This window comes from Paenibacillus sp. FSL H7-0350 (genome assembly GCF_038593195.1).
Taxonomy (GTDB): domain Bacteria; phylum Bacillota; class Bacilli; order Paenibacillales; family Paenibacillaceae; genus Paenibacillus_AQ.
On sequence record NZ_CP151972.1, the window covers coordinates 4101876 to 4125941 of the forward strand.

Genomic DNA, 24066 nt, shown 5'->3' on the forward strand with positions numbered 1-24066 from the left:
CCGTTTCTCCTCATTTCATGTACTGACTAATCTTCTGTATAATACCTAAACAGCCGGGAATCCATCCTCCCGGCTGTTCTGCTTCAAGTCTATTCAACTCCGCTCGCTTGCCTGCGGCATTATACTACCAGCTACTCTTGCTACCCCTGCTTAATCGGAGCTGCGAGAATCATCTTCCCGCGCGGGGTAACGCCCGCGCCATCCGGTTCCAGTGTAACGGCTATGGTATCATAGGCCTTCGGGTCAAACGAATAATACAGTGCCCCGTTTCCGCCCTGTGAGATGAAGGTGCCTGCATTCACCGGCGAGTCCCCTTTGATCAGCCACACTTGGTAGACCTCGGTGCCGGTAAGCTCCGGCAGATCTTCTGCCTGAAGCACAAGGTGGGTGCCGGTAGGGTCTGCGACAATCGTTGCTGTACCCTTGGCGGTAACCCCTTCTCCCGCCGGACTTAGCGCTACCGCCTCATTCACCTTAAGCCCCTGGAGCGGTCCGGTGCCGGAAGCCAGCTGCTGCTTCAGCTCAGACACATTCCCGCGCAGCTGGCCGGTGTAGACGACCAAGAGCAGCACAGCCACAGCCAGTCCAAGGCTCAGGTACCCCCAGAAGCGGGTTCTTCTAGGCTGCGGGATGCTTAACTGGGGCAAGCCCTGCTCTGCCGGAGGAGTCCTCGCTGGCTCATGCTCCATAGCCTGCTCTGCATCAGGCTGGATATTCAGCAGACGGGTCTCCGGCCGGGCTGCCGGTGCGCCCGCGCTCCCGGACTCCAGCACCCGTGACAAGATGCGCTCCTTCATGCCGGAGGGCGGGTCTATCGGCTCAGAGGCAAGCGGAAGATGGTCCAATACCTGCCGGTATTCCTCCACCAGTTCTCTGCATTCCGCGCATTCTGCCGCATGGGCAGCGAATTGCTGCATTTCCTCAGCCGTCAGTGCACCCAGCGTATATAATTCGGCCAACTCACAGAGTTCCTCATTGTGTTCACTCATGTGCATGATCCCTCCTTCCCCAGTGCCGTAAAGATTTGTGAAGCTGCTTCATCGCCAGCCGGACTCTTCCCTTGACCGTTCCCAGCGGGATAGCCGCAAGCTGCGCTACCTCCTGCTGGGTGTAGCCCTGGTAATAGATCATATCCATTACCTGCTGCTGGTCGCGGCTTAATCCCAGCAGCGCCTCTCTGATCTGTTCCCCCGCCATCTGCAGCTCAACGAGATCCTCGGTAAGCGCGCTGTGGTCCTGAACCTGCTCCAGATTCCCGGAATCGGCGGATTGCCGCGGCAGCCTGGCGTCCCGCTTACGGAGGTAATCGATCGCCAGATTGCGGGTCACCGCGAACATCCAGGTGAGCAGCTTGCCCTTGCCGAAGTCAATCTGCCCCGCATTCTTCCACAGGCGCAGGAACAACTCCTGCATAACCTCTTCGGCAGCCATCGAATCCTTCACGATCTGGTAAGCAAAGCTATAAATGACCCGTTCATACCGGTCATAGAGCAGTTCGAGGGCATTCGAGTCTTTCTGTGCAATAAGCAGAATTAACTGCTTATCGTCAGCTGTGTCATTCAATTGCCATCCCCCATTCAACAGAAAATATAGTAGTGCCAGTGGTTCCATGCTGAAAAACCTGCGTCCACTGAGTATAACCGCTTTGCACAACCGTCTCAACCTGCCGGCCTGACGGCTGCAGGCAGCTGTTATTGAAGCCCTGCCCGCTTCCATATATGATAGCTATATCATATCCGCAAAGGGAGGATCATTTCCGTGGCCGTACTGATTAATGAACAGATTAAGGCAGCCGAGGTCGAACTGACCGGGCTGAAGGGCGAGAAGCTCGGCACCGTATCCAGAACCGAGGCGCTCTCCAAGGCCAGAGCCGCAGGGGCCGACCTGGTCTGCACCTCGCTGATGAGCAGCCCGCCGCCCTGCAGCCTGGTCGCCAAGGGCAAAGGCAAGGCGGCGGCACAAGCTGCCCGCAAGGGGAATACCACCCGTCCGCAACAAGGCGGCGGGAGCAGCCAGGAGAAGGTGAAGGAGCTGCGCTTCACCGCCCATATTGAAGAGCATGACTACGACACGAAGCTGCGTCAGGCAGACAAGCATCTGCGCTCCGGCAAGCCGGTGCAGCTCGTCGTGAAGTCCTCCGGCGCCAAGGAAGCCGCCGCTGCGAAGGCAGTGCTGGAGCGGCTCGTGGCCGATCTGAAGGAGGCCGGAACCAAGGCCTCCGGGCTGCAGACCAGCGGCAAGGGCGCACAGGTTAGAGTTAATCCGCGGACGTAAGTTTTCTTATAAACGAACACTTACGGCTGAATGATGTGCGGGTTCAGAACTGGCTGGACTCTACTTCTGTTGCACTTTGTACATTAGCTGACCCCGAAATTGGTCTAAAAATTGATTCTATTGCACTCTGTACAGCAGAATCTGGACAAATAAGGGCTTTCGGGCAGAATTCAAGAAAACCATTGTATAAAATACAACAGATGATTATTTAGCTTAGCTAAGCCCGAATTCTATTGCAGAAAATACAATCAGTCTAAAAAACTGCTGCAATGCCGCATGAGACAGCGATAGGGAGTCCTGCTCATACACAACAGGTGCCATCCTATAAGGACGGCACCTGTTACTAAAATACGGCTTAGCAAGCCGTATTCTCTAATCTTCCGGTCTTCTTCCACGCTTCTTCCAATTATACATTCCGCGCATATCCCTCGTCAGTTCATCGCCCGCCCCCTCAGTATATGGTCATTTCCCGCCTTGAAGGCCCGCTCTACAAACCGCTCCTTCGTCAGCACATGCAGCAGCTCCCCATTGCAATCCTCATAATCGCCGGTCAACCCGGCCAGCTCCTGCTCCACCTGGAAGCCCAGCTTACGGAGCACCCCGAGCGACGCGGTGTTGCGCGGATCTGCCTTGGCGTATAGCTGCTCCAGTCCGATTACATCGAAGGCGTAGTCCGCCATCGCCGCAGCAGCTTCGGTAGCATAGCCCCGGCCCCAGTGTTCACGCCCAATCAGATAATACAGCTCCGCATCCGGCGCCCTGAACTCCAGCACACCGGCCCCGCACCAGCCGATCAGTTGCCCGGTTGCCTTATCACAGATGGCAAATGAATACTTGAACGGCAGCTCAAACGGTGTATGATAGCTGAACATTAGCCAGCGGAACATCCCCTCATACTCATGCCTCTGCATGACCTCCATATGCATGAAGGCCAGCACCTCCGGGTTCTGCATTATTTCGAACGAAGCCATCAGATCACTTTCCATATAGGGACGGATGATTAACCGCTCTGTTTCGAGCTTCATCCTGGACAATGCCAGATTCATAATACACATAACCTCACCTTCAAGTTCTATCTGACACCCAGCATAGTTCAGGCGCAGGATAGTCCACAAGGTAAAAGATAGTTTAATCCGTTTGTCCCCTGCCGTTATTCCACAGCGTACGGAAGGACGGGCAGTCCCGGATCAGGGAATCGAATTCCCCTTCCCCCGCCAGCCTGCCTTGCTCCATGACCAGAATCTGGTCCACGCCGCTGATGAAATTCAGCCGGTGTGCGATAATAATGACCGTCTTATGCCTGAACTCCGCAAACACCGTCTCCATCAGGCTGCGCTCCGTAATATTATCCAGGGCCGATACCGGCTCATCGAGGATGATCAGATTCCGCTTTTGCAGGATCGCCCGGGCAAAAGCCAGCCGCTGACGCTCCCCGCCCGACAGCTTCAGCCCGCGCTCCCCAACCCGCGTCTCCAGCTTCTCCGGCAGTTCCAGTACCTTCTCCTTCAGGTGAACCTTATCCAGCACCGCATACAGCTCTTCATCCGGGACGTCTTGCTCAAACACCATGTTGCCCCGGATGGTAGTATCGAAGATCGGACTGTCCTGCGACAGATAAGAGATGTGATCATAGTAGCTGTCCAGACTCAGCTCGTCGATATCCGTGCCGTCGACCAGCAGCTGGCCGCCGCTTTTTTTGAGCAGGCCCGTAATCAGCTTAATGACCGTTGACTTGCCGCTGCCGCTTAAGCCCACCAGAGCCACTGAGGTTCCGGGCGCAACCGAGAAGGACAGCCGGTCCAGCACCTGCACCTCTCCGTAGCTGAATGATACATCCTTGAATTCAATGCTGCCCTCTAGCTGCGCAAGCGCCTTGCCCTGCTCCAGATTCCGGTCCTCGGGAGCATTCAGGAATGCCTCGAACCGCTGATAGGTGACCCTGTTCAGCTTATAGCCGACGAATAATACGTTGAAGATGGCGATCGGCGTATAAATTTTCTCAATGAACATGAACAGTGCGACCATGACCCCAACAGAGGCCTGCCCGGAGACCACATTCTTCACGCCGTACAGCAGCACAACCACCTTAATGACCGTAATGAACAATTCGAACAAGGCGAAGAAGGATTCATGAATCATCTGCAGCTTCGCGCTCTGCCTGATAATCTGCTGTGCCGCCTTATTCAGTCTGCCGATCTCCTGCGCGTACTTCTTGTTGGTGCGGAAGACGACCAGCTCCATGAAGCCGCGGACCCCGTATCGGGACATGGCCTCCTGCTGCATAAGCACCGATTCCTTGATCCGGTAGAGAACTTTGAGCAGAACATTCGTTAACAGGAAGATAACCACGTACCCGCCCGCAATCACCAGCATGATTCTGAGGTCATAGTAGCTGATGAAGAGCAGGCTGAAGAGAATCGTGGGCAGCAACTCATGCAGCGTATGGAGGATAAAAGAAAATAAAATACTGTTCCCGGCCGCCGCGCCGTTCTCAATCACCTTGATCATCTGGCCTGTGCCCATGTTCTGATAGGCGGAATAATCCATTCTGGAGATTTTGGACAAGGCCATAATCTTCAGTCTTTCTGTGATGCTGTTCGATAGATAGGCGCTGGGATATTCATCCGCATAGTTCAGCAGGACGTTCAGGCCGAGCAGCATCCCGTAGACGACAACCCCGTAGAGGATTTCACGGAAGCCCGTTCCCGCCACCGCCTGATCCAGAATCCGCTGAAAGACAACAATGCCCAGGCTGCTTAAGAGCTGAATGGCACAGCCGAGAACTATATACAGAGCGGCCCACCCTCTGAGGTGGACAAGACATTTTTTTAACATGATCACAATCTCCAATCTTATTCATAAGAGTATGGCAAAAAGCCGGGAACTCTCCTCGCCACTCCGCACCAGAGACTCCTGCCTCAGCAGTGTAGTCTTCAAGCGGAATAACTCAGTGTCCCGGCTCACAAAGAATGACCTTCCAGGCACCGTTCAAGAATCCAGTTATCTGTGACCAAGAGGACAGACCTCCCCCTTGGCGGCTGGTACGCGTTCTACCCAGCCCGATAACTAGTTCCTTGCAACGGTACGGAATGGCATCCATTTCACCTCTTTGATAAGATTGACTCCATTGTATGCTTCGGCCAGACCGGCCGTCAATCCCTAGTGCTTCGTCTCTTTTGCCGCATCCGAATCCGCATCGGGACTGGCATCTGAACCAGCATCTGAACTGGAATCCGCTTCGGCAGCTTCTTCTGCATCCTCGCTATCCTCGTCCGCAGCGGCCAGCGCCGCCTTCTCACTGCGGCTCCATTCCAGGAATTCGATGGTATCCTGATCCTCAGGGTCCAGCTTATTTGCCTTCTTGAATGCTTTGATCGCGAGATCATACTCGTCCAGATAATAGTGGGCGTAGCCGACACGGAAATGCCACAGCGGGTCTTTTTTACCCTTATCTGCCGCCTTGTTGAACCATTTAAGCGCTTCCCGGTAACGGCCCAGATTGTTGAGCGCCCGGCCCAGATGCACTGCCAGTTCCTCATCGATCAGCGGTGTCGGCACCTCTTTGATGCGGGATACGATTTCTTCATATTCGTCCGCCTCATGCCAAGCGTTCAATTGCGCGATTAATTCTTCTCTCATTACCCATAGCCTCCCGGTTAATCATTCCAAGTTCTCTTAGAGATACTTTATCATTTTCACACCAAGTTTCCCACTGTTGCCGTGCGTTAGGCCGGGATGATGATCCTGAAGACGGTTCCCTTGCCCTTCTCGCTGGTGACCTCAATACGGCCCTTGAGCTTGTTAATCGTGTTATACGCCATGACCATTCCGAGCCCCGTCCCGTCCGCCTTGGTGGAGTAATACGGCTTGCCCAGGCGCGAGATCTCATCCTTCGTCATTCCGATACCGGTGTCGCTGATGGTAATGATAATATTCTGCCCGCTCGCGAAGACAGCAATAGACAGGACAGCATCCTCCACCCCCTCCATCGCTTCAATCGCATTCTTGTACAGATTAATCAGGCATTGCTGCATCTCATTGCTGTCATAATGGGTGCTGAGCGAGTTGTTGAAGCTGAATTCAACCGCTACCTTGTGGATCGTGGCATACGGCAATATCACATTCTTGGTGTATTCACATTCAGCCATCAGGTTGGAGTAGACCCGGCTCGCCGACTGCGGCTTGGCAAAAGACAGATAATCGCTGATGATCTTCTCCGCCCGGTTCAGCTCCAGCAGTGACAGCTCGACATACCCCTTCTCCTCCGGGGTGAGGTTCTTGGAGAGATTAAGCAGCTGCAGGAAGCCGCTGGTCACGGTTAACGGATTGCGCATCTCATGGGAGACGCTGGCCGCCAGCTCACTGACCACATTCAGCCGCTCCGACTGCATAATCCGCTCACGGTTCCTGAGGTTGGCCAGGATCTGCTCCAGCAGGATCATTAGGATCGCCATAACCACTGCATGGGTGGCTAAGGCATAGAAGGCAAGCGTCCAGAACTGGGTATCCAGCTTATCCATGATCTGGCCCAGGATGATCAGATAACAGCCCATAGTCAGGACCACGATGGAGGTAGCCCATAAGATCCGTCCCTTAGGCTTAGAACGGAGAAATCTGGCGCTTATGGAAGGAACCAGAATGAGGACTGCTGTCGAAAAAAGTAAGGATTGGACGGTTCCCGCGCCGCCTATATAGAAACGGTACACATTCAGAATCACATATAAGGGCAGGGTATATTTGTACCCTCCATACAAGGCCGCAATCACAAACGGAACATACCGCAGGTCAAAGATGAACCCGGTATCCAGCCGGATCGGCTTGGCGATACACAGGATCATGGTGACGGCAATGAGCAGTACAAGAATCTTACGGTTGTAGGCGTGGGGCCTGTTCTCGAAGAAAATCAGAAATATCAGCACCGGAAACAGCATAAACAAAAAATTGAGCAGCAGCGTCTCAAACAAGGCTAACTTCCTTTCGGTTCAAATGCTGGTGTCATGAGATACGTTTGTATTCTGAGCACTATACTTAGAACATTACGCTAACCTGATATTAGAAGTAAAGGAATTATTGTATGCGTTTTTTTCTCCCGGAATTCAAGGATACCCGCGAGAAGTGTCGAATACGTATGCTTTGAAGGCATGATACACAGTATTGCATAACTACAGCTACCGAAGGAGCGGGTATCCATGGCTTTTACCATTAATAACCTGAAAGACAATTCCAACGTTGTTATTAAAGAGCAGCTAGGCGGCTTCAGCATCATCGAATACAAAGAGGATCTCAGCACTACCTCCCGCTATGAAGCGGAGACCAACTTCTTCATGAGCAAAAGCAACATGCGCAACAAGCAGTTGATGATTGAGCTGAATAACAATGAGGTGATGCTGAGCGCCGGGGCCATGCAGTATATGATCGGCAATATCGAGATGACCTCCGGCATCAAAGGCGTAGGAGGACTGATGCGCAATATGCTATCGGGGGCGGCAACCGGAACCAGCGCAGTCAAACCGCTCTACAAGGGAACCGGAACCATCCTGCTGGAGACCACCTACAAATACCTCTGGCTGATTGATGTGGACAACGACCATATCGTGATTGATGACGGCATGTTCCTGGCTTGCGAGACTACGCTCGACATCTCCGTTGCGGCACGCAAGAACATCTCCTCTGCCGTCCTCGGCGGTGAAGGGCTGTTCAACCTGAGCGCGCGCGGCAAAGGCATTCTCGCCCTCGAAGCTCCCATTCCTTCCGAGGAAGCCGTTGTGGTCGAGCTGCAAAATGATGTGCTGAAGGTGGACGGTAACTTCGCCCTCATGTGGTCGAGCTCTCTGGACTTCACGGTCGAGAAGTCAGGCAAGACCCGTCTGGGCTCCGCCGCCTCAGGCGAAGGCCTGGTCAACGTGTACCGGGGAACCGGCATGGTCTGGCTGGCCCCGCTCATGAATTACAGAAACAGTCTGCTTCAGGGCACGCCTACTGCTTAATTCCGAAGCGCTGGTTAGGTCAGCTCTGATTGTTGCCCTATAACATGGAACGAGATGTTATAGGGTATTTTTCTGCTTTTACGTCTAAGTGCAGAACTTTTCGTGAATATACGCACAAATAGACCCCTTTAACAAAGAAAGGGATCTTATTAGCATAAATATGAATATGGATTTGATCCAATCCATTCTAAGACTTCTGCTTACCCGCAAGCTGCTCCTGGGCCAGACGCACCATCTCGCGAACCATGGAGCCTCCGATTCTGCCGCCAATCTGTCCGGCCGACCCGGTGGTCAGATTGCCGTTATTTCCGGCCTGCAGCGGGATGCCCAGCTCTTTGGCTACCTCGTATTTCACGTCGTCCGGATGATTCGGATCTACGTGATATCCTTCCTGCCGCATAACCTCCGCTTTGAACGTCTGCATTCCCTGGGCGGACCCTGGTACAGCATATTTTCTGTTTCTTCTCGCCATTTACGGACACGCTCCCTTGCTGTCTTTCCTCTAAGTTGCCCAGGAGCGCGGGTCTTCATTCCCTGCGTTCCTTAAGACTGCATCCCGTCCTCAATCCGCTGCATGAATTCTTCCACCGCGCTATATCCGAGCTGCTTGAGATACCAGTTGTTCGCAGCCGCTTCAATCAGACCGGCTACATCGCGGCCCGGCTGAAGCTGGACCTCGATATGCGGAATCTGCACCCCGAGATATTCGGTGAACTGGGGCACCAGCTCCAGTTCATTGTTGAGCGAATTCTCCTGCCAGGGGGCAAGCTCAATATCCAGTACGATCCGCGTCTCATCCTGGAACGCCCGCCGCCCGTACTGCCGCACGACGTTGATCAGGCCGATGCTGCGCAGCGCCAGGAATTCACGCGTGGTCTCATTATGGGTCCCCAGGAGCGTCGCCGGACCCAGCTTCTTCAGCACCACAATATCATCCGCCACGAAGCGGTGGCCCCTGCGGATCAGCGTGTGTGCCGTCTCGCTCTTGCCGATCCCCGACTTGCCACGCAGCAGAATACCGATCCCAGACACGTTAACGCATACCCCGTGGATCGACAGCTCCGGCGCCAGCGTCTTCACCAGGAAGCTGTCCAGCTTGGCAATGAATTCGGTAGTCACCTCCGGCGTCCGCAGCAGCGGAATGCCCTCCTGGTCGCAGAACAGCGTCAGATAAGGAATCTCCTGCTGGCCGCTGGTCACGATAAAGCACGGAGGATGGTATTTGACGATGTTGCCGATATGCAGCATCCGTTCCTCTACACTCAGCGTTAACAGGTAGTTAATCTCTTTACGTCCAAGGACCTGCACCCGCTCCATCGGAAAAAAATCAAAATAACCGACAAACTCCAGACCCGGTCTGTGCGTCCGTGGACGGGTGATGATCCGGTCCATCCTGCCCGCTCCGGCGAGCACCTCCAGATGGAATTTCTCTACAAGACTCTGCACGCTAATAGACTTCATGTGGTCCCCTCCCAATCCAATATTTCCCGATGGATTTATCTAAAAATCTTGTAATCTGCACACGCTAATTATATATTAAAAACAATATATAAGACCTTAGACCCACAAAAATCAATAAATACTATTAAAATCAAGAAGGTGTAATATATTGGCCTTAGCCTCTTGGATTGACCTGATTATGTGCTTCCTTCTGTTCCTGCTGCTCATCTATATCGTGGCTACGGTCACGATTACCAAGTTGCACAAGGTCTATTTAGGGTTCCATTTCGCCATGCTGATCTGGCCCTACTGCCAGTTTGCCATCAGGACCGTCGATGATCCTATCTATCAGCTCTTTTATGTGAAGCTTGCCTTCGTGGATGCTTCCCTGCTGGGCCTGGGCTGGTTCTTCTTCACGATTCTGCTCGCGGGACAATCCCAGTTCCTTAGCAGAAAAATAGTGTCCGCGCTGGTGATCCCTGCAGTATTGACCTCCCTTGGAGTGGTGCTCAATCCTTATGGATGGTTCGTTCGCCCGGTAAATGGAGGGTATGTTGAGCGGATCTACGGACCTATTTTCTGGATCAGCATGACCTTTCTTGTGATTAATGCCCTCGTGTCCATGTATGTCATATACGTGGCTCTGACCTCTAACCAGGCCGCGCGGATCAAGAATCAGGTTATGTACATGCTCAAAGGCATTACGGCGCTATGCATCTTCCTTATGATCGACGTGCTTCTCAATGTCATTCTGGATGACTATTTGCCGGTAATTCCGGGCTTCACTTCACTGGGTATAGTGGTGTCGGCTACGTTCTTTGTGATTACGATCCACCAGGACAAAGTATTCGATATCGTAACCATCGCCCATCAGGATATTATCAATACCATGGAATACGGAATTCTCGTGCTGGATGACCAGGAGCAGGTCGTAGAGATCAATCATGCCCTGCATCCCTATATCCCGCTTGTGACGGGTACGGCGTTCAATATAAGCAGCTATCTGCCGGATGACCCTGCGATGAAGATCGAGTCCTTCCTTGAGAAATACCATGAGTATCCGCTGGAGACGGCTGAGCTGGAAATTCTGCATCCTCTTATCCAAATGGTTGTCAGTATTCATGCAGCGCCGATCATAGTAAGCGGCAACCGGGTCGGCCGGATCGTCACCTTCCAGAATGTTACCGAGATCCGGCGGCTCATCGATGAGACGAACCAGCAGAATGCCGTCCTCAAGGAACGCAACGACTCGCTGGTGAAGGTGCAGGAGGAGCTGTTCCAGACGAACGGCAAGCTGAGGAAGCTGGCGATCACCGACAGTCTAACCGGCTGCTACAACCGGCATTATCTGATGCAGCAATTGGAGCAGGAGGCAGTGCGGGTCAGCGATACCCGGACACCTTCGACTATTATACTGATCGACATCGATTTTTTCAAAAAAATCAACGACCAGCACGGCCATCTCGCCGGAGATGTGGTCCTGTGCAGCACGGTGGAGCTGCTGCACCGCAGCCTGCGGCCCTCCGATATCTTGGCCCGCTACGGCGGAGAGGAATTCATCATCTATTTGCCGGATACGAATGGAGCCGAGGCGAGGCGTCTGGCCGAACAGCTCAAATTAGAGGTTGAACACAACACCATCCGTATCGATTATATCGATGAGCCCGTGTCCATCACCATCAGCCTGGGGCTGCTCAGCATCGCCGAATTCAAGATCCCGCCTGCCATGGATGCGACCACCTACCTGAACGACCTGTTCAAGTCTGCCGATAAAGCCCTGTACGCCGCCAAGCATCAGGGCCGGAATCAGATTGTTGCGGTGGAGGTATAATTATAGTCAATCTTTCTCTATACACCTGTCTTTCTCCCATAGGATAATGGATAGCAGTTGGAGCCATTATTAAAGGGGACGCTGCCAGATGAACCATGATCATCTTATCCGTGAGATTAACCAATCCTACTCGTTACGTATGAAGCAGATCAAGCTTCACCGGGAGATGATTGGCTCGGTTTATTTGGCAGAGGGCGGGGGTAAGCGTTATGTGCTCAAAATATACCGCAGCTTCAAAACAGCCGATGCCATGCAGTCTATACGAATTCTTGACTATTTGCAGGCTCATTCCTTTCCGGCTGTGACGGTCCTGAGGACTGCCAGACTTAAGAATCACATTCTTCTTGAAGCTCAGGAGGGCTGGCTTACCGCTGTGCTCTACGACTATGTAGAGGGTGACAATCCTGATGGATTTGCCGAAGCGGAGCTTATCGGTTACCAGACAGCCGAGCTTCATAAGCTAATGCAGAACTACCCTGTAGAACAACTGATTATGCGTACAAAAGATGAATATATTGATGATTATCTCTCTATTATGAGCGAACTGGACTGTGATTCAAACTCCATGTCCGATCTTGAACAATATGGAAATGAACTGTGGGGCCGTATTTCAAAGCTCCCAAGAGGCTTTTGTCACGGCGACCTTCATACAGGCAACATGATTAGGAACCGCCATGGGCAGTATATCTTTATGGATTTTGATGATGCCTCCGGAGACTATCCCGGCATGGACGTGGCATACATGTCAGACGCTACTCATTTTAATCAATATCACGATTCCATGTATGATGCTACCCAGCGTTTATTTGAACGCTTCTATACCGGGTATTCTAAGGTGCGAACCCTGAGTGACATTGAGATCTACGCGATTTTTGACTTCATTGCGGTAAGGCATTATCAGATTATATCCCGAATTGTCCGCTGCCAGGGGCTACAGTCTGTAACGAAAGAATTCTGTGATGAGCAGTATGGATGGCTTATGAGATGGCAGGAGATTTGTATGAGAAAACGGCACTAGCCCGATGCGGCCAGTGCTTTTTTTATGATTTTGATTATTTTATTTTTGCTGGAACCTTTTTGACTATGCCGCCGTCTATGATCACAAATAAACCACAAACTACACTACGAGGTGACTGGACATGAAGAAGACATTCAAGATGATCACACTATCCGCAGCAGCCGCTCTGGCGCTCAGCTTCACAGGACAACAATTCGCCTCGGCCGCGGCCTTCAAGGATATCCATAACGTACAGGATAAAGACAAGATTATCGCGCTTCAGAACAGCGGCCTGATTAAAGGCATCAGCGCGGATCTGTTCGGCCCGAACCTCAGCATCACAGCAGCCCAGGGGGTGCAGATGATCGTGGGTGCGCTTGATCTCAATCTGGATACGATCCGGTTCGTGAAGGAGCCGCATGCCACCGACTATTTCAAGAACGCGAGTGACTCCGCCTGGTATGCACAGGCGCTGATTATTGCCGGTGTGCACGGCTTGGACCTGCCTGCGGATCTGAAGCCTGGTGAGAAGCTGACCCGCGAAGAGTTTACCTACCAGCTCATTGATGCGATGGAGAACACGAACCGCCTGCCGATGATTAAGCCAGTAGTGACGGAGTATGCCGATCAGGATCAGGTGAAGGTTGAATACTCCGGTGCCCTGCAGCGTGCGCTGAATTACGGTGTCCTGAAGCTGGATGGCAGCGGCAAGCTTAACCCGAAGCAGGAGATCACCCGTGCAGAAGCGGCAGTAGCCATCAGCAATGCACTCTCTTATCTGAAGGCACATCCGGCACCCGGTGCAGTGAGCGGGACGATTACCGCAACCGAAGCCGTCCAGTACATCAAGGATGCCGCCGGGGAAGCGAACCTGCAGATCAAGATTGACCCGAATATGAGCGTGACCCGCGAATCGTTCACCTATCTGCTCATTAACACACTCCAGACCAGCGGCCAACTGCCGATGATCAAGCTGATCCCGGTGGAGATCAAGGATAATGACAAGATCAATATCCTGAACTCGGGAGCTATTCAGACCGCGCTTGCCCTCAAGATCGTGAAGCTGGATCAAGACGGAAGCTTCCGTCCGCAGGACGGTGTCACCAGTGCTGACGCAGCGGCAATGGTCAGCCAGGTGAAGGCCATCCTGAGCGGAAAGTCTGCGAAGTAAGCAACCGCCCCTTCATCTCTGCCCCTTCTGCCGAAAAGGCGGGAGGGGCTTTTGCTGTATTTTACAGCATCAGCACCATCAGATCCTCATCCAGATACTCGCTGCCAAGCTTCATCGCCTTCGGCTCAGTGCCATAGCGGACGAATCCCAGAGATTCGTAGAGTCTTGTGGCCGGAACGTTATTGGACGTTACCGTCAGTGTAAGCAACTCCAGTCCCGGCGCGGCCTTCGCCCGTGCAATCAGCTCCAGCATCAGCGCACGGCCCGTGCCATGTTTACGGGCATCCGGATCTACATATACTGCATAGACATGTGCTTTGTGTTGAATCTTGAGCCTGCTCTCCCGGAACAAGGTGGCCATTCCCGCCAGCCTCTGCTCCCCGTTCAAGAAAGCACCTAGAGTGAAATGCCCGTCCGAGGGGTCCAGCTTGATCCGGGTCGTCTCAGTGGACAATTTCACTTCCGATTCATAGGAGCTAAGGAAAGCTTCCGGGTGCTGCTGCAGCGACTGCAAACGAAGCGCCCGGTAGGCTTCGGCATCAGACGGGGTTAGCGTTCTTATATGTATCATTCTTCTTGCCCCCTCTACATTACAATTTTACGATTTGTAGTAAATTGACAAATAGCAAAAAGTCCGGTATATTTAAGTTCGTAAAATTATATTTTGCACAATTTAAATAAAGAATTGATTTGATTCACATTACTTGAAAAGAGGGACTCGTTATGATGACTGTAAGTTTAATTCTTGTTGCCTTAGTAGCACTAGAGCATGTGTACATACTAGTACTGGAGATGTTCCTGTGGACCACCCCGAGAGCACAGAAGGCGTTCGGATTGACCCCTGCCTTCTCCCGGGAGACGAAGTCGCTTGCTGCCAACCAGGGCTTGTATAACGGCTTCCTGGCAGCCGGTCTAGTCTGGGGCCTGCTGCATCCGAGCGCAGACTTCGGTTACCAGCTGCAATTGTTCTTCCTGATCTGTGTGGCGGTTGCGGCCATCTACGGCGGACTCACCTCTAAGAGATCCATCCTGCTGATGCAAGGCCTCCCGGCCTTCCTGGCGCTGGCAGCCACACTGATCGCACATCTGTAAGATTCGCGGGACTATGCAGGGAGCTTCCACACTTGCCCTCACAGCTTCTGCGCGAACTGGTTCAACTGCTCCGACATCGCCCGGATCTCCTCAATGAAGCTGGACATCTCTTGCGTTGAAGCTGCCTGCTCTTGCCCCACTGAGGCAATCTGACCGATGGATTGGCCGATTCCCTTCATCGCTGTCTGGATCTCCCGCAGGGTGTCCCGTATCCGCTGCGCGGATTGCTCGGTCTCCTGTGAGAACTTGCGGATTTCTCTGGCGACAATGTCGAAGCCCCGGCCCTTCTCTCCGGCATGGGCGGCCTCAATGGCCGCATTAATTCCAAGCAGATGCGTCTGGTCGGCAACCTTCCTCAGAACGGCCAGCACTTCATCGCTTTTGTGGACACTTGCAGCAGTGGTCTCTGACTGGACCAGCAGCTTCTGAGAGAAGCCGGCCAGCTGGTTAGACCCGCCCGCTACCTGCGCGATCCGCGCATTAGCCTGATTCAGGGACAGTGCCATCCGGTCAGCAATTTCCCGCAGCTCGGTCTGTCTGCGCACCTGAATGCAGACCGCCCCGCAGACACGTTCATCCTCTCCATGTACCGGAAGGACCGTACCCACAAATTCGTATCCATAATACTCTTTGGGAACATTGGCCCTTGAGTATTCATCATTTTTCAGTGCGTGATACAGAGGTTCGTCCGCGTGAATCATCTGCCCGGCGCGAATCCCCAGATCAATGGAATCCCCGGGGTAATAGGCGAGAAACTTCTCGGTATCACAGACGGCAATCGAGATATCGTATGGAAAAGCAGCTTTCAGAACGGGCGCGAGATTTATTATATCTTCAAGGGAGCGTACGATGTTTTTCATAGGTGCGGATCTCCTTTTATTCAGTTAGCTTCAGGGTACAGCGAAATCAAGAGTTAAGTTCGACATGTTGCGACAAACCTCCTTTATTCAAAAATGAATAATTAAAAATTGACCATTGTGGCCGGTTTTTCGATCACATTGGGCACGTGAACCCTCGACGTGATCAGTGTAGCAAAATAGCCGGAGCCCTCAGTTACAACTGACAGGCTTCGGCTTATTGGCGTTCTTCTATTGCGCAACACTTGATCCTATGAAATCCTTCAACCGGTTCAGCTGCAGCAAGTGATGGCGGTAGTGCATCTCAATCAGCAGATACCATTCTGCCCCAGACAAGGGGCCGAACCGGGGATGAGGGGCGGTGCTGTGCTCAGGTGCCTGCGCAAGCTTCGGAAGGGTCTCGCGCATCCGCTCAATCACTGTGTTCAGGCCTTGGATCAGCTGCTCCTTGCTCTCCGGCTGCACCGGCGTATACTGCGGTGACGGCGGAACATGAACGCGTACAGGCGGGAAGCTGCCCTCGGCAAAAACCGCTTTACCATCCGGAGTCATCTCTACTTCCTTCCCCGCCGCTTGCCCGTTCCCGGCCAGACACTGATCGATATTACGAAGCTGCATGTACAGCGCCGATTGTATTAAGTGCTGAACCATCTGCCCGAGAGACCACTCTCCTTCGGCAGGCTGCCGCAGCAGCTGCTCCATACTGAAGGTATCTAATTCCATAAGATAGTGATTCGCAGTCTTTTCAAATTGCTGTAAGGCTTCCGTAATCTTCGTATTCATATTCATAGTATTCAGGCAACTCCTTTATTCTTAAGGTCTGACCTGAATATACACAACCGCTCCTGACAACGTTATGTCAGTAGCGTTCCAGCATTCTCGCCGTTTCCTCCCGCACAAGCTTCCGCAAGGCTTCCGGCTCCAGGACAACCGCCCCCGCTCCCCAGCCAAGCACCCATTGCAGCAGGTCCCCGGGCTGGCGTACGCGGAAGGTCATATGCCTGCCGTCTGCCCGGTCCTCCACGGCCTCCAGATAAAAGTTATTCGATTCAGCCGCCTTGTCAGCTATCTCGGGATGCACCAAAATACACACGCGTACATGGCGGTCATCATCCGGCTGATACTCGTGCAGATCGAAATCCGCAGGCACTTCGAACCGGTCATCCAGAACGGTAAGCCCGCTCATTCTGGATAACCGGAAATGACGGATTTCCTGCCGCAGCCAGCACCAGGCGACCAGGGTCCAGGCGCCTCTGTTCAGGACAAGTCCATACGGCGAGGCGGTTCGGATACTCCGGTGACTTCCGTCAGCTTCCTGTCTGCCCTTCGTATACCCGAAGCTGATCTTCCGCTGATCCAGAATCGCGCGGCGGATCTGCTCCATGTACTCCTTCTCCTGTCCTTGCAGCTTATCTTTACTGGTACTCAGCAGCAGGATGCTCTGGCGGAGCCGGGCAGCATTCTCCTTGACATCACCCGGCAGAATCGCTTCAATCTTCCTGCCTGCTGCGGATGCCCGGTTACCATACTCCGTATCGAACCGCTGCTCCACGAAATCCGTCCCGATCAGCAGAGTCACAGCCTCCTCCGCTGTGAAGCTGACCGGGGGCAGGAAATACCCCTTTACCAGTGAATATCCCTGACCTGTAGCTCCTACCACCGGCACTCCGGCTTCACTAAGCGCCTGGATATCGCGGTAGATGGTTCTTACACTAGTCTCGAAGACAGACGCCAGATCCTCTGCCCGTACGACCCCTTTGCGCTGCAGCTCCAGTACGATGGCTAACATGCGGTCTGTCTTGTTCATGCGGCGGCTGCACCCTCTTCATCCTGAAATCAGTTTATGTATTGATTATACTGATTTCCTGTTCGTTTTTCTCCTTACGGCTTCTGATGGAGTACAGAACGAACAGCAGAATGAACCAGAGCGGAGTAAACAGCAGCGCCGGACGGGTCTCGTCGGCAAAGAGCATGATCACTAGAATGGCGGCGAACAGCGTCAGGACAGCATAGTTAATCACCGGGGTGAACGGCGCTTTGAATTTGGAAGCGGCATGTAAATCCGGGCGGTTCCTTTTATACTTGATATGGCAGACCAGCACAACGCCCCAGACCCAGATGAAGCAAATGGCGCTGATTGTAGTCACGATGCCGAAGGCCTGACCCGGAATAAGCTTGCTGAGCAGCGCTCCGGCAGAGATTACTATAGTAGAAATAAACAGGGAATTCGCAGGCACATGATTCCGGTTCAGCTTGCCGAGCTGAGGGGAGGCCTGATTCCTTCTGCTCAGATTGTAGAGAATCCGGCTGGTCGAGAACATCCCGCTGTTGCAGGCGGAGGCCGCCGAGGTTAAGACCACGAAATTGATAATTCCCGCAGCAATCGGAATCCCGACCAGACTGAAGGTGCGCACGAACGGACTTTCAGACGCGCTAAGCTGGGTCCAGGGATTAATGCACAGCAGCACGAAGAGCGCGCCTACATAGAAGAACAGAATCCGCAGCGGAATTTTGTTGATCGCGGACGGGATGTTTTTCTCAGGATTCGCCGTCTCCGCTGCCGATACCCCCACCAGCTCCACGCCGACATAAGCGAATACCACCATCTGGAAGGAGAACAGGAAGCCCTTCACCCCGTTCGGGAATACGCCCCCGTGCTCCCAGAGATTGCGGACCGACACTGAGCCTGCATCCGTCTTGAACTGGGTCACCAGCAGGACAATCCCCAGGCCGATCAGGGCCAGAATCGTAACTACCTTGATCAGAGCAAACCAGAATTCGAGTTCCCCGAAGCTTTTGACCGTTAGCAGATTGAGTCCGAGCAGAATGATCAGGCAGATCACGGCCGGTACCCACTGCGGAATATCGAACCAGTACTGCACATAGACGCCCACTGCAATCACATCGGCCATCGCCGTCATAATCCAGCAGAACCAGTAGGTCCAGCCTGTAATGAATGCCGCGCGCGGCCCCAAGTAATCCTCAGCAATGTCTGTAAAAGATTGATACCCCGCCTTCGAGAGCAGCAGTTCCCCCAGCGCACGCATCACAAAAAACACGGCGATTCCCACGATCAGATACGTGAGCATGATGGAGGGCCCGGCCTGCTGAATCGCCTTGCCCGATCCCAGGAATAAACCTGTGCCAATCGTACCTCCGATGGCGATAAGCTGGACGTGCCGGTTTGCAAGCTCTCTTTTTAATTCTGTCTGTGCCATACCTGTTTCCCCCTTAATGTATACAATGCTGAAAATACGCAAAAAGGAGACTGGATATCATCCAATCTCCCGGTTCATAAGAGGTTCCAAATAAGCTATCTGCCCACGCTGAAGGGAATCAGCCAGGGAAATAGAAATCCGGTACTCTTCTGTCCTTTTGCCTGAGATTGTGAACCCTTCGGCGCTGCGGTCTCCCGCAGTCTCTCCAGAAGCTGCTCCAGCTATAGTGTGATCCATAGCCTTCATAGCTTGCGAATATTTAATTATTTGAAGCGGACTTCATCTAAATATTTGTCAATTCTATTCATAGCCCAGACTTCTGTCAATAACATTAGTTACATCGCTTGTTATTTAACCGTAATTTTGGTTTCCAGATCTTTATAATAGGTTTTAGCCCATTGGCCCTGTTTGTCCTTGAACATTTTCCCGCTGGCATCCTTGGCATACGTAAACGGCTTAACACTAATGGTCTTCGGGACGGCCGGAAAAGCACCGTAGTTCTGCTCCTCAGTACCGCTTGTCTTAACCTTCTCAAACGGCTTGCCCCACGGCGAGCTCACATTCCCTTTCTCATCCACAAGGTCATATAACATTCTCTCCGGGTTCACCTTGGACTTGGCCGCCGCCGGAACTGCACCCTTGAAGCTCACCTGCAGAGACATTGTTAACGGGGTCATCTGGAAGGATGTCACTGTGTAGCTGAATGTGCTGTTCTTCTTGGAGACGCCCGGATTCAAGCTTAAGAGGGCCCCCAACTTGTTCACTTGAACTTTAAAAACAAACGGCTCCTTCACCCCGTTGGCGTAAGTCTTCAGCGTAAGGTCGAATTTATCCGGGATTTGCTGCTTCATCGCGCCCTTATTCAGATAGATCAAGGCTGTGTCCGTATCCTCTGGATTTGTACTGATGGAAGTATCGTACAACAGCTTTTTCCCATTGATTAACACGTCCACATTCCTGGTCTGGTCTAGGAAAGAACCGTTCTTGTCCACCGTCCCTCCGTCCTGCCGGATGCCTGCGATAAATTGATTACTGTCATAGGTCAGATCGGTTAGTGTCAGGGTTACCCCCTCCTGGGTCACGGCCTGATTCGGGGCGGCAGCAAGCTTTTTCTGAACAATCGCCTTCAGAGTGGCGTTATCGCTGGCCGCGAATACGCTGCCCGCCTTATTATCCTTGTTAACATCGGCTGCCGCCGCTACGGGTAAAGAGTATCCCCCGCCGACAACTGTCCCTCCGAGTACAGCGGTTACTGCTGTTGCTATCATTGCTTTCTTCATCGTATTTAAGCTGATCGTGTACATAGCTTTTCTCCTTTGCTTTTGAAGAATATACAAGAATAACGCTTCCCGGCTGCTAGTTTGTGACATAAGTACAGAAATAACGTCTCTGCATAAAAGTCATTTTTGAATAAACAGAGTCATTTACAAGAAAGAATTCCGTTCATCCGCTCTACTATAATAAATTCATCCAGAACAAGTAGAGTGAGGTTAGAACTTATGGCAAATCCCGCACCACAAGCTATGAACACCAAGCTAGCGCCACCGCCCCAGGGCCGTTTCGGCCGTCTGCTGCACAATATCGTGCGATACCGGGTGCTGCTGTTGATGCTGCTGCCCACGTCGATTATCTTTTTCATCAACTGCTATATTCCGATGTTCGGATTATTCATTGCCTTCAAGAACATCAACTACATTGATGGCATTATGGGCAGTCCCTGGGCCGGGCTGGATAACTTCCGGTTCCTCTTCGCCACCTCTGACGCCCTGCGGGTGACCATCAACACCGTGGGTTACAATGTGGTCTTCATTATCTCAGGCCTTATTCTCTCCGTCTCGCTGGCGATTGCGATCAATGAGGTGCGTAACAAGCTGGCCTCGAAGTTCTTCCAGACCGTGATGATTATGCCGAACTTCCTGTCCATGGTCGTGGTCAGCTTCATCGTCTATGCCTTCCTGCACCCGGAGTACGGCTTCCTGGTCAAGCATATTCTGCCGATGTTCGGCTACTCCTCGGTGAACGCTTATATGCATCCTAACGCATGGCCTTACATTCTGTGGATCACCAAAATGTGGCACTCCATCGGGATCGGCAGTGTCATCTACCTTGCAGCCATCACCGGCATCAGCGAAGAGTTGTACGAAGCTGCGGTGATGGACGGGGCCAGCAAATGGCAGCAGATTACCAAGATTACCCTGCCGCTGCTTACGCCGATCATGGTGATTCTCACGATTCTTAACATGGGCGGTATCTTCCGCTCTGACTTCGGGCTGTTCTACCATGTGACCCTGGACTCCGGTGCGCTGCGCTCGACTACGGACGTCATCGACACCTATGTCTACCGGGGCCTGATCCAGCTCAATGACCTGGGGATGTCCTCTGCGGCGAACTTCTATCAATCTGTCGTCGGCTTCTTCCTGGTCATCGGCGCGAACGCTCTGGCCCGTAAGCTGAACCGCGATACGGCGCTTTTCTAGAAACGGAGGATTCTAATGACTACTGCATCCCGAAGCAACCCTTATACCAAAGGCTCTACTACCGCCCAGATTATTCTGAATGTATTCTTCATCGCCTTCAGCCTGGCGTGTATCCTGCCGATCCTGCTCATTGTCGCTATCTCCTTAACCAACGAGAAGGCCTTGACGCTGCAGGGTTACAAGTTCTGGCCCGATCATATCGACGCGTCCGCGTACCAATATTTGTTCAAGCATTCGGAGACACTGGTTAAGGCTTATGGTGTCAGCCTGACCGTTACCCTTATCGGAACTGTTCTGGCCGTGCTGCTGATTGCGCTGTATGCGTATCCGCTCTACCGGAAGGATTTTCCTTTTAAAAAGACATTCAACTTCTACCTGCTGATCACCATGCTGTTCTCGGGAGGGCTTGTCCCCTTCTATCTGCTATATGTGAACTATCTTGATCTGAAGGACTCGCTGGTCGCGCTGATCCTGCCCGGCTTGTCCAATGCCTTCTATATCTTCATCACCCGCACCTTCTTCCAGCAGACGATCCCGGAGGAGATGATTGAATCCGGCAAGCTGGACGGGGCTTCGGAATGGCGGATCTTCTTCCAGCTCGTGCTGCCGATCTCCCTGCCTGTACTGGCGACCATCGGACTGTTCACTACGCTGATGTACTGGAATGACTGGTTCAACTCCATGCTATTCATTAATGACACCAACAAGTTCTCGCTGCAGTACGTCATGATTCAGATGATCCGCCAGGCCGAGTTCTTCAAAACCCAGCTTGCCGGCACCGGTGTCGCCCTGATGGTACAGGAATCCGTTCCGACCGAAAGTCTGCGGATGGCCATGGTTGTGCTGTCGATTGGTCCGATTCTGTTCATCTATCCGTTCTTCCAGAAGTACTTCACCAAAGGCCTCACGATTGGTGCTATCAAAGGTTAATTGGTCTAGCTCTGGCGTAAATGCCGGTTAGAATATATGATCTAATTATCATTGAGGAGGTTCATACAAATGAGAACAACCAGAAGCTCGGGCGCGGTGCTTGCTGCCCTAACCGCCGTGATACTGGGCATTACCGGATGCGGCGGGGGCAATTCAGGTGCATCCGCACCTTCCAAGGCAGAATCGACAGCAGCAGCTACAACAGCAGGCACGGAAGGCAGCACTAATCCTGACACCTCAACGTTCCGGAAGCTGAAAGTTTACACGGTCGGGAATTTCCCGCAAAATGATACCAAGGCGGTTGTGGACGAGATCAACAAGTATCTCAAAGAAAAAATCAACGCCGAGATTGACTTCCAGGGACTCCCTTGGTCCTCCTGGGCCGAGAAGATGGCACTAGCCTATCAATCCGGTGAACAGGTCGATTTGACCTTTGCTCCGAACTGGGCGGATTTCGCCAATAACGTAGCCAAAGGCGCATTTCTCCCGCTGGATGATCTGTTAGCCAAATATGGACAAGGCATCAAGGACACCCTTGATCCCCGCTTCCTTGACGGCGGAACGGTTGACGGCAAAATCTATGCGATTCCTACCAATAAGGAAATCGGCGAGAGCCATACCATTATGTTCCGCAAGGATCTGGTAGATAAATACGGCTTCGATGTGAACTCAATTGAGACGCTGGAGGACCTGGAGCCATGGCTGCAGACGATCAAGGAGAAGGAACCGGCCATCGCGCCTATCTGGCTATCCGGCAGCGGATCGGATACCCTGGGCTACTTCGACAAGACCAAAGAGAGCATGAAGGAGAACTTCCGTTATGAGCTGGTGGCAGGCGCTCCTGCCGGAATCGTCCTGGATACCAAGACCGATAAGATGGTGATCAGCTCGATGGAGTCCGACACCGCGATCTACCGGATGAAGCTCTATGGCGACTGGTTCAGCAAGGGCTACATTAATAAGGATGCGGCAACGACTAAGACCAGTACTGAAGACGCTTTCAAGGCCGGCAAGACTTGGATGAAATTCGGTTCTGACAAGCCGGACTCCGACAAGGAAGATTCCATCGCCACCGGCATTGAGCTGGTGAAGCTGAAGGGGAATGAACCCGAGATCAGCACAGCCAGCGTCAGCAACTCCATGATGGCCATCGGACGCACCTCGATTGATCCCGAGCGGACGATGATGCTGCTGAACCTGCTGCATACCGACCCAGTTCTGGTCAATCTGATTGACTTCGGCGTAGAGGGCCGGCAGTATGTCAAGGTAGAAGGCAAGGACAACTTCATCAAGCTGCCTGACGGCATTGCTACCCGTGCCGATACCGGCTGGGCACCGGGAATTGAATGGATGTTCGGCAACCAGACCATAACCTATCTGTGGGAAGGCGAAAGTGCCGATAAATGGGAGAAGTTCAAGGCTTATAACGAGAGTGCCCATAAGGTGAAGTCCTTCGGCTTCAACTTCAATACCGACGCTGTCAAAACACAGGTCTCTGTGGTCAGCAATATTATCAAGGAATTCCGCCCGCTGCTGGAAACGGGCAGCCTGGGAGTAGACAAGGTGCTGACGGAATACAATAATAAGCTGAAGGCAAACGGTATTGAGGATATCCGAGCCGAGGTTCAGAAGCAATATGATGCCTGGAAGGCCAAACAATCCTAAACAAACAAGTGGAAACGACTATGCCGTCCTTTTAAGGACGGTATCGTGTCAGCGAGAAATATAAGGATAAGTTGTCGTGTGGAACATACAAATTCTTATATTTTAAGCTAAGGGGAAGGACGGCAGC

Annotated in this window: 23 protein-coding genes and 1 riboswitch; of the genes, 9 read left to right on the top strand and 14 right to left on the bottom strand. The window is 52.6% G+C overall.

Going from position 1 to position 24066, the window contains the following annotated elements; translation table 11 throughout:
• Positions 1–140 precede the first annotated feature (140 nt).
• The gene (locus tag NYE24_RS18690; RefSeq protein WP_342476383.1) at positions 141–989 is read right to left on the bottom strand and encodes an anti-sigma factor; all 849 of its coding nucleotides are present in this window, start codon (positions 987–989) and stop codon (positions 141–143) included.
• Complete coding sequence (locus NYE24_RS18695; RefSeq protein ID WP_036691711.1) at positions 982–1563, bottom strand: RNA polymerase sigma factor; 582 nt, start codon at positions 1561–1563, stop codon at positions 982–984. Before NYE24_RS18695 ends, NYE24_RS18690 begins: the two co-directional genes overlap by 8 nt.
• Before the next feature lie 195 nt (positions 1564–1758).
• Here NYE24_RS18695 and infC point away from each other — a divergent pair, with 195 nt between their 5' ends.
• On the top strand, positions 1759–2274 hold the full coding sequence (gene infC / locus NYE24_RS18700) for a translation initiation factor IF-3 (protein ID WP_036691710.1): 516 nt from the start codon (positions 1759–1761) through the stop codon (positions 2272–2274).
• A gap of 431 nt (positions 2275–2705) precedes the next feature.
• Here infC and NYE24_RS18705 read toward each other — a convergent pair whose 3' ends face one another.
• The 4 genes from NYE24_RS18705 to NYE24_RS18720 form a co-directional block, all read right to left on the bottom strand.
• Positions 2706–3320 (bottom strand): GNAT family N-acetyltransferase, encoded by a 615-nt coding sequence (locus NYE24_RS18705; protein WP_076156567.1) that lies wholly within the window; start codon positions 3318–3320, stop codon positions 2706–2708.
• A gap of 82 nt (positions 3321–3402) precedes the next feature.
• Entirely contained in the window at positions 3403–5109 is a 1707-nt protein-coding gene (locus NYE24_RS18710; protein WP_342476384.1) for an ABC transporter ATP-binding protein, read from the bottom strand.
• A 324-nt stretch (positions 5110–5433) separates the two neighbouring features.
• Positions 5434–5913 carry a tetratricopeptide repeat protein gene (locus NYE24_RS18715; RefSeq protein ID WP_051493231.1) on the bottom strand — a complete coding sequence of 160 codons (480 nt, stop codon included), beginning with the start codon at positions 5911–5913 and terminating at the stop codon, positions 5434–5436.
• An 86-nt stretch (positions 5914–5999) separates the two neighbouring features.
• The gene (locus tag NYE24_RS18720; RefSeq protein ID WP_036691704.1) at positions 6000–7238 is read right to left on the bottom strand and encodes an ATP-binding protein; all 1239 of its coding nucleotides are present in this window, start codon (positions 7236–7238) and stop codon (positions 6000–6002) included.
• Between the two features lie 225 nt (positions 7239–7463).
• Between NYE24_RS18720 and NYE24_RS18725 the strand changes: the two genes are divergently transcribed.
• The gene (locus NYE24_RS18725) at positions 7464–8261 is read left to right on the top strand and encodes an AIM24 family protein (RefSeq protein ID WP_036691702.1); all 798 of its coding nucleotides are present in this window, start codon (positions 7464–7466) and stop codon (positions 8259–8261) included.
• A gap of 187 nt (positions 8262–8448) precedes the next feature.
• Here NYE24_RS18725 and NYE24_RS18730 read toward each other — a convergent pair whose 3' ends face one another.
• Both NYE24_RS18730 and hprK read right to left on the bottom strand, forming a co-directional pair.
• Positions 8449–8733: an alpha/beta-type small acid-soluble spore protein gene (locus NYE24_RS18730; protein WP_036691699.1), complete on the bottom strand. Its 285-nt coding sequence runs from the start codon at positions 8731–8733 to the stop codon at positions 8449–8451.
• Between the two features lie 71 nt (positions 8734–8804).
• Positions 8805–9722: an HPr(Ser) kinase/phosphatase gene (gene hprK, locus NYE24_RS18735; protein ID WP_036691698.1), complete on the bottom strand. Its 918-nt coding sequence runs from the start codon at positions 9720–9722 to the stop codon at positions 8805–8807.
• Positions 9723–9870: 148 nt separating this feature from the next.
• On the opposite strand from hprK, the gene NYE24_RS18740 reads away from it, so the two are divergent.
• The 3 genes from NYE24_RS18740 (at position 9871) to NYE24_RS18750 (ending at position 13700) form a co-directional block, all read left to right on the top strand.
• On the top strand, positions 9871–11532 hold the full coding sequence (locus tag NYE24_RS18740; protein WP_051493230.1) for a GGDEF domain-containing protein: 1662 nt from the start codon (positions 9871–9873) through the stop codon (positions 11530–11532).
• A gap of 88 nt (positions 11533–11620) precedes the next feature.
• Entirely contained in the window at positions 11621–12550 is a 930-nt protein-coding gene (locus tag NYE24_RS18745) for a phosphotransferase (protein WP_342476385.1), read from the top strand.
• 121 nt (positions 12551–12671) lie between these two features.
• Positions 12672–13700, top strand: a complete 1029-nt coding sequence (locus tag NYE24_RS18750; protein WP_063828981.1) for an S-layer homology domain-containing protein — start codon at positions 12672–12674, stop codon at positions 13698–13700.
• 61 nt (positions 13701–13761) lie between these two features.
• Here the strand turns inward: NYE24_RS18750 and NYE24_RS18755 are convergent, their stop codons facing one another.
• Positions 13762–14271 carry a GNAT family N-acetyltransferase gene (locus tag NYE24_RS18755; protein ID WP_235218351.1) on the bottom strand — a complete coding sequence of 170 codons (510 nt, stop codon included), beginning with the start codon at positions 14269–14271 and terminating at the stop codon, positions 13762–13764.
• Positions 14272–14423: 152 nt separating this feature from the next.
• Here NYE24_RS18755 and NYE24_RS18760 point away from each other — a divergent pair, with 152 nt between their 5' ends.
• Complete coding sequence (locus NYE24_RS18760; RefSeq protein WP_036691693.1) at positions 14424–14792, top strand: DUF1304 domain-containing protein; 369 nt, start codon at positions 14424–14426, stop codon at positions 14790–14792.
• Positions 14793–14830: 38 nt separating this feature from the next.
• On the opposite strand, the gene NYE24_RS18765 is transcribed toward NYE24_RS18760, so the two are convergent.
• From NYE24_RS18765 to NYE24_RS18785, 5 genes are all read right to left on the bottom strand, one after another.
• Positions 14831–15652: a methyl-accepting chemotaxis protein gene (locus tag NYE24_RS18765; RefSeq protein ID WP_342476386.1), complete on the bottom strand. Its 822-nt coding sequence runs from the start codon at positions 15650–15652 to the stop codon at positions 14831–14833.
• 228 nt (positions 15653–15880) lie between these two features.
• Positions 15881–16432, bottom strand: a complete 552-nt coding sequence (locus tag NYE24_RS18770) for a DinB family protein (RefSeq protein ID WP_342479262.1) — start codon at positions 16430–16432, stop codon at positions 15881–15883.
• A 76-nt stretch (positions 16433–16508) separates the two neighbouring features.
• The gene (locus tag NYE24_RS18775) at positions 16509–17456 is read right to left on the bottom strand and encodes a YafY family protein (protein WP_342476387.1); all 948 of its coding nucleotides are present in this window, start codon (positions 17454–17456) and stop codon (positions 16509–16511) included.
• A gap of 34 nt (positions 17457–17490) precedes the next feature.
• Positions 17491–18867: an amino acid permease gene (locus tag NYE24_RS18780; RefSeq protein ID WP_036691689.1), complete on the bottom strand. Its 1377-nt coding sequence runs from the start codon at positions 18865–18867 to the stop codon at positions 17491–17493.
• Between the two features lie 139 nt (positions 18868–19006).
• Positions 19007–19086: riboswitch (glycine riboswitch) on the bottom strand.
• A 128-nt stretch (positions 19087–19214) separates the two neighbouring features.
• Positions 19215–20171 carry a DUF5643 domain-containing protein gene (locus tag NYE24_RS18785; RefSeq protein WP_342476388.1) on the bottom strand — a complete coding sequence of 319 codons (957 nt, stop codon included), beginning with the start codon at positions 20169–20171 and terminating at the stop codon, positions 19215–19217.
• 219 nt (positions 20172–20390) lie between these two features.
• Between NYE24_RS18785 and NYE24_RS18790 the strand changes: the two genes are divergently transcribed.
• The 3 genes from NYE24_RS18790 (at position 20391) to NYE24_RS18800 (ending at position 23939) form a co-directional block, all read left to right on the top strand.
• Positions 20391–21344 carry an ABC transporter permease subunit gene (locus tag NYE24_RS18790; RefSeq protein WP_051493237.1) on the top strand — a complete coding sequence of 318 codons (954 nt, stop codon included), beginning with the start codon at positions 20391–20393 and terminating at the stop codon, positions 21342–21344.
• A gap of 15 nt (positions 21345–21359) precedes the next feature.
• On the top strand, positions 21360–22274 hold the full coding sequence (locus NYE24_RS18795) for a carbohydrate ABC transporter permease (protein ID WP_036691686.1): 915 nt from the start codon (positions 21360–21362) through the stop codon (positions 22272–22274).
• Between the two features lie 69 nt (positions 22275–22343).
• Complete coding sequence (locus NYE24_RS18800) at positions 22344–23939, top strand: ABC transporter substrate-binding protein (protein ID WP_036691684.1); 1596 nt, start codon at positions 22344–22346, stop codon at positions 23937–23939.
• The last annotated feature ends 127 nt before the right edge of the window (positions 23940–24066 follow it).

Coding starts and splice junctions, on each gene's coding strand:
- NYE24_RS18765 (WP_342476386.1), bottom strand. CDS start 15,652: ATGAAAAACATCGTACGCTCCCTTGAAGATATAATAAATCTCGCGCCC.
- NYE24_RS18730 (WP_036691699.1), bottom strand. CDS start 8,733: ATGGCGAGAAGAAACAGAAAATATGCTGTACCAGGGTCCGCCCAGGGA.
- hprK (WP_036691698.1), bottom strand. CDS start 9,722: ATGAAGTCTATTAGCGTGCAGAGTCTTGTAGAGAAATTCCATCTGGAG.
- NYE24_RS18705 (WP_076156567.1), bottom strand. CDS start 3,320: ATGAATCTGGCATTGTCCAGGATGAAGCTCGAAACAGAGCGGTTAATC.
- NYE24_RS18785 (WP_342476388.1), bottom strand. CDS start 20,171: ATGTACACGATCAGCTTAAATACGATGAAGAAAGCAATGATAGCAACA.
- NYE24_RS18710 (WP_342476384.1), bottom strand. CDS start 5,109: ATGTTAAAAAAATGTCTTGTCCACCTCAGAGGGTGGGCCGCTCTGTAT.
- NYE24_RS18780 (WP_036691689.1), bottom strand. CDS start 18,867: ATGGCACAGACAGAATTAAAAAGAGAGCTTGCAAACCGGCACGTCCAG.
- NYE24_RS18795 (WP_036691686.1), top strand. CDS start 21,360: ATGACTACTGCATCCCGAAGCAACCCTTATACCAAAGGCTCTACTACC.
- NYE24_RS18690 (WP_342476383.1), bottom strand. CDS start 989: ATGAGTGAACACAATGAGGAACTCTGTGAGTTGGCCGAATTATATACG.
- NYE24_RS18770 (WP_342479262.1), bottom strand. CDS start 16,432: ATGAATACGAAGATTACGGAAGCCTTACAGCAATTTGAAAAGACTGCG.
- NYE24_RS18800 (WP_036691684.1), top strand. CDS start 22,344: ATGAGAACAACCAGAAGCTCGGGCGCGGTGCTTGCTGCCCTAACCGCC.
- NYE24_RS18725 (WP_036691702.1), top strand. CDS start 7,464: ATGGCTTTTACCATTAATAACCTGAAAGACAATTCCAACGTTGTTATT.
- NYE24_RS18775 (WP_342476387.1), bottom strand. CDS start 17,456: ATGAACAAGACAGACCGCATGTTAGCCATCGTACTGGAGCTGCAGCGC.
- NYE24_RS18760 (WP_036691693.1), top strand. CDS start 14,424: ATGATGACTGTAAGTTTAATTCTTGTTGCCTTAGTAGCACTAGAGCAT.
- NYE24_RS18750 (WP_063828981.1), top strand. CDS start 12,672: ATGAAGAAGACATTCAAGATGATCACACTATCCGCAGCAGCCGCTCTG.
- NYE24_RS18745 (WP_342476385.1), top strand. CDS start 11,621: ATGAACCATGATCATCTTATCCGTGAGATTAACCAATCCTACTCGTTA.
- NYE24_RS18755 (WP_235218351.1), bottom strand. CDS start 14,271: ATGATACATATAAGAACGCTAACCCCGTCTGATGCCGAAGCCTACCGG.
- NYE24_RS18790 (WP_051493237.1), top strand. CDS start 20,391: ATGAACACCAAGCTAGCGCCACCGCCCCAGGGCCGTTTCGGCCGTCTG.
- NYE24_RS18715 (WP_051493231.1), bottom strand. CDS start 5,913: ATGAGAGAAGAATTAATCGCGCAATTGAACGCTTGGCATGAGGCGGAC.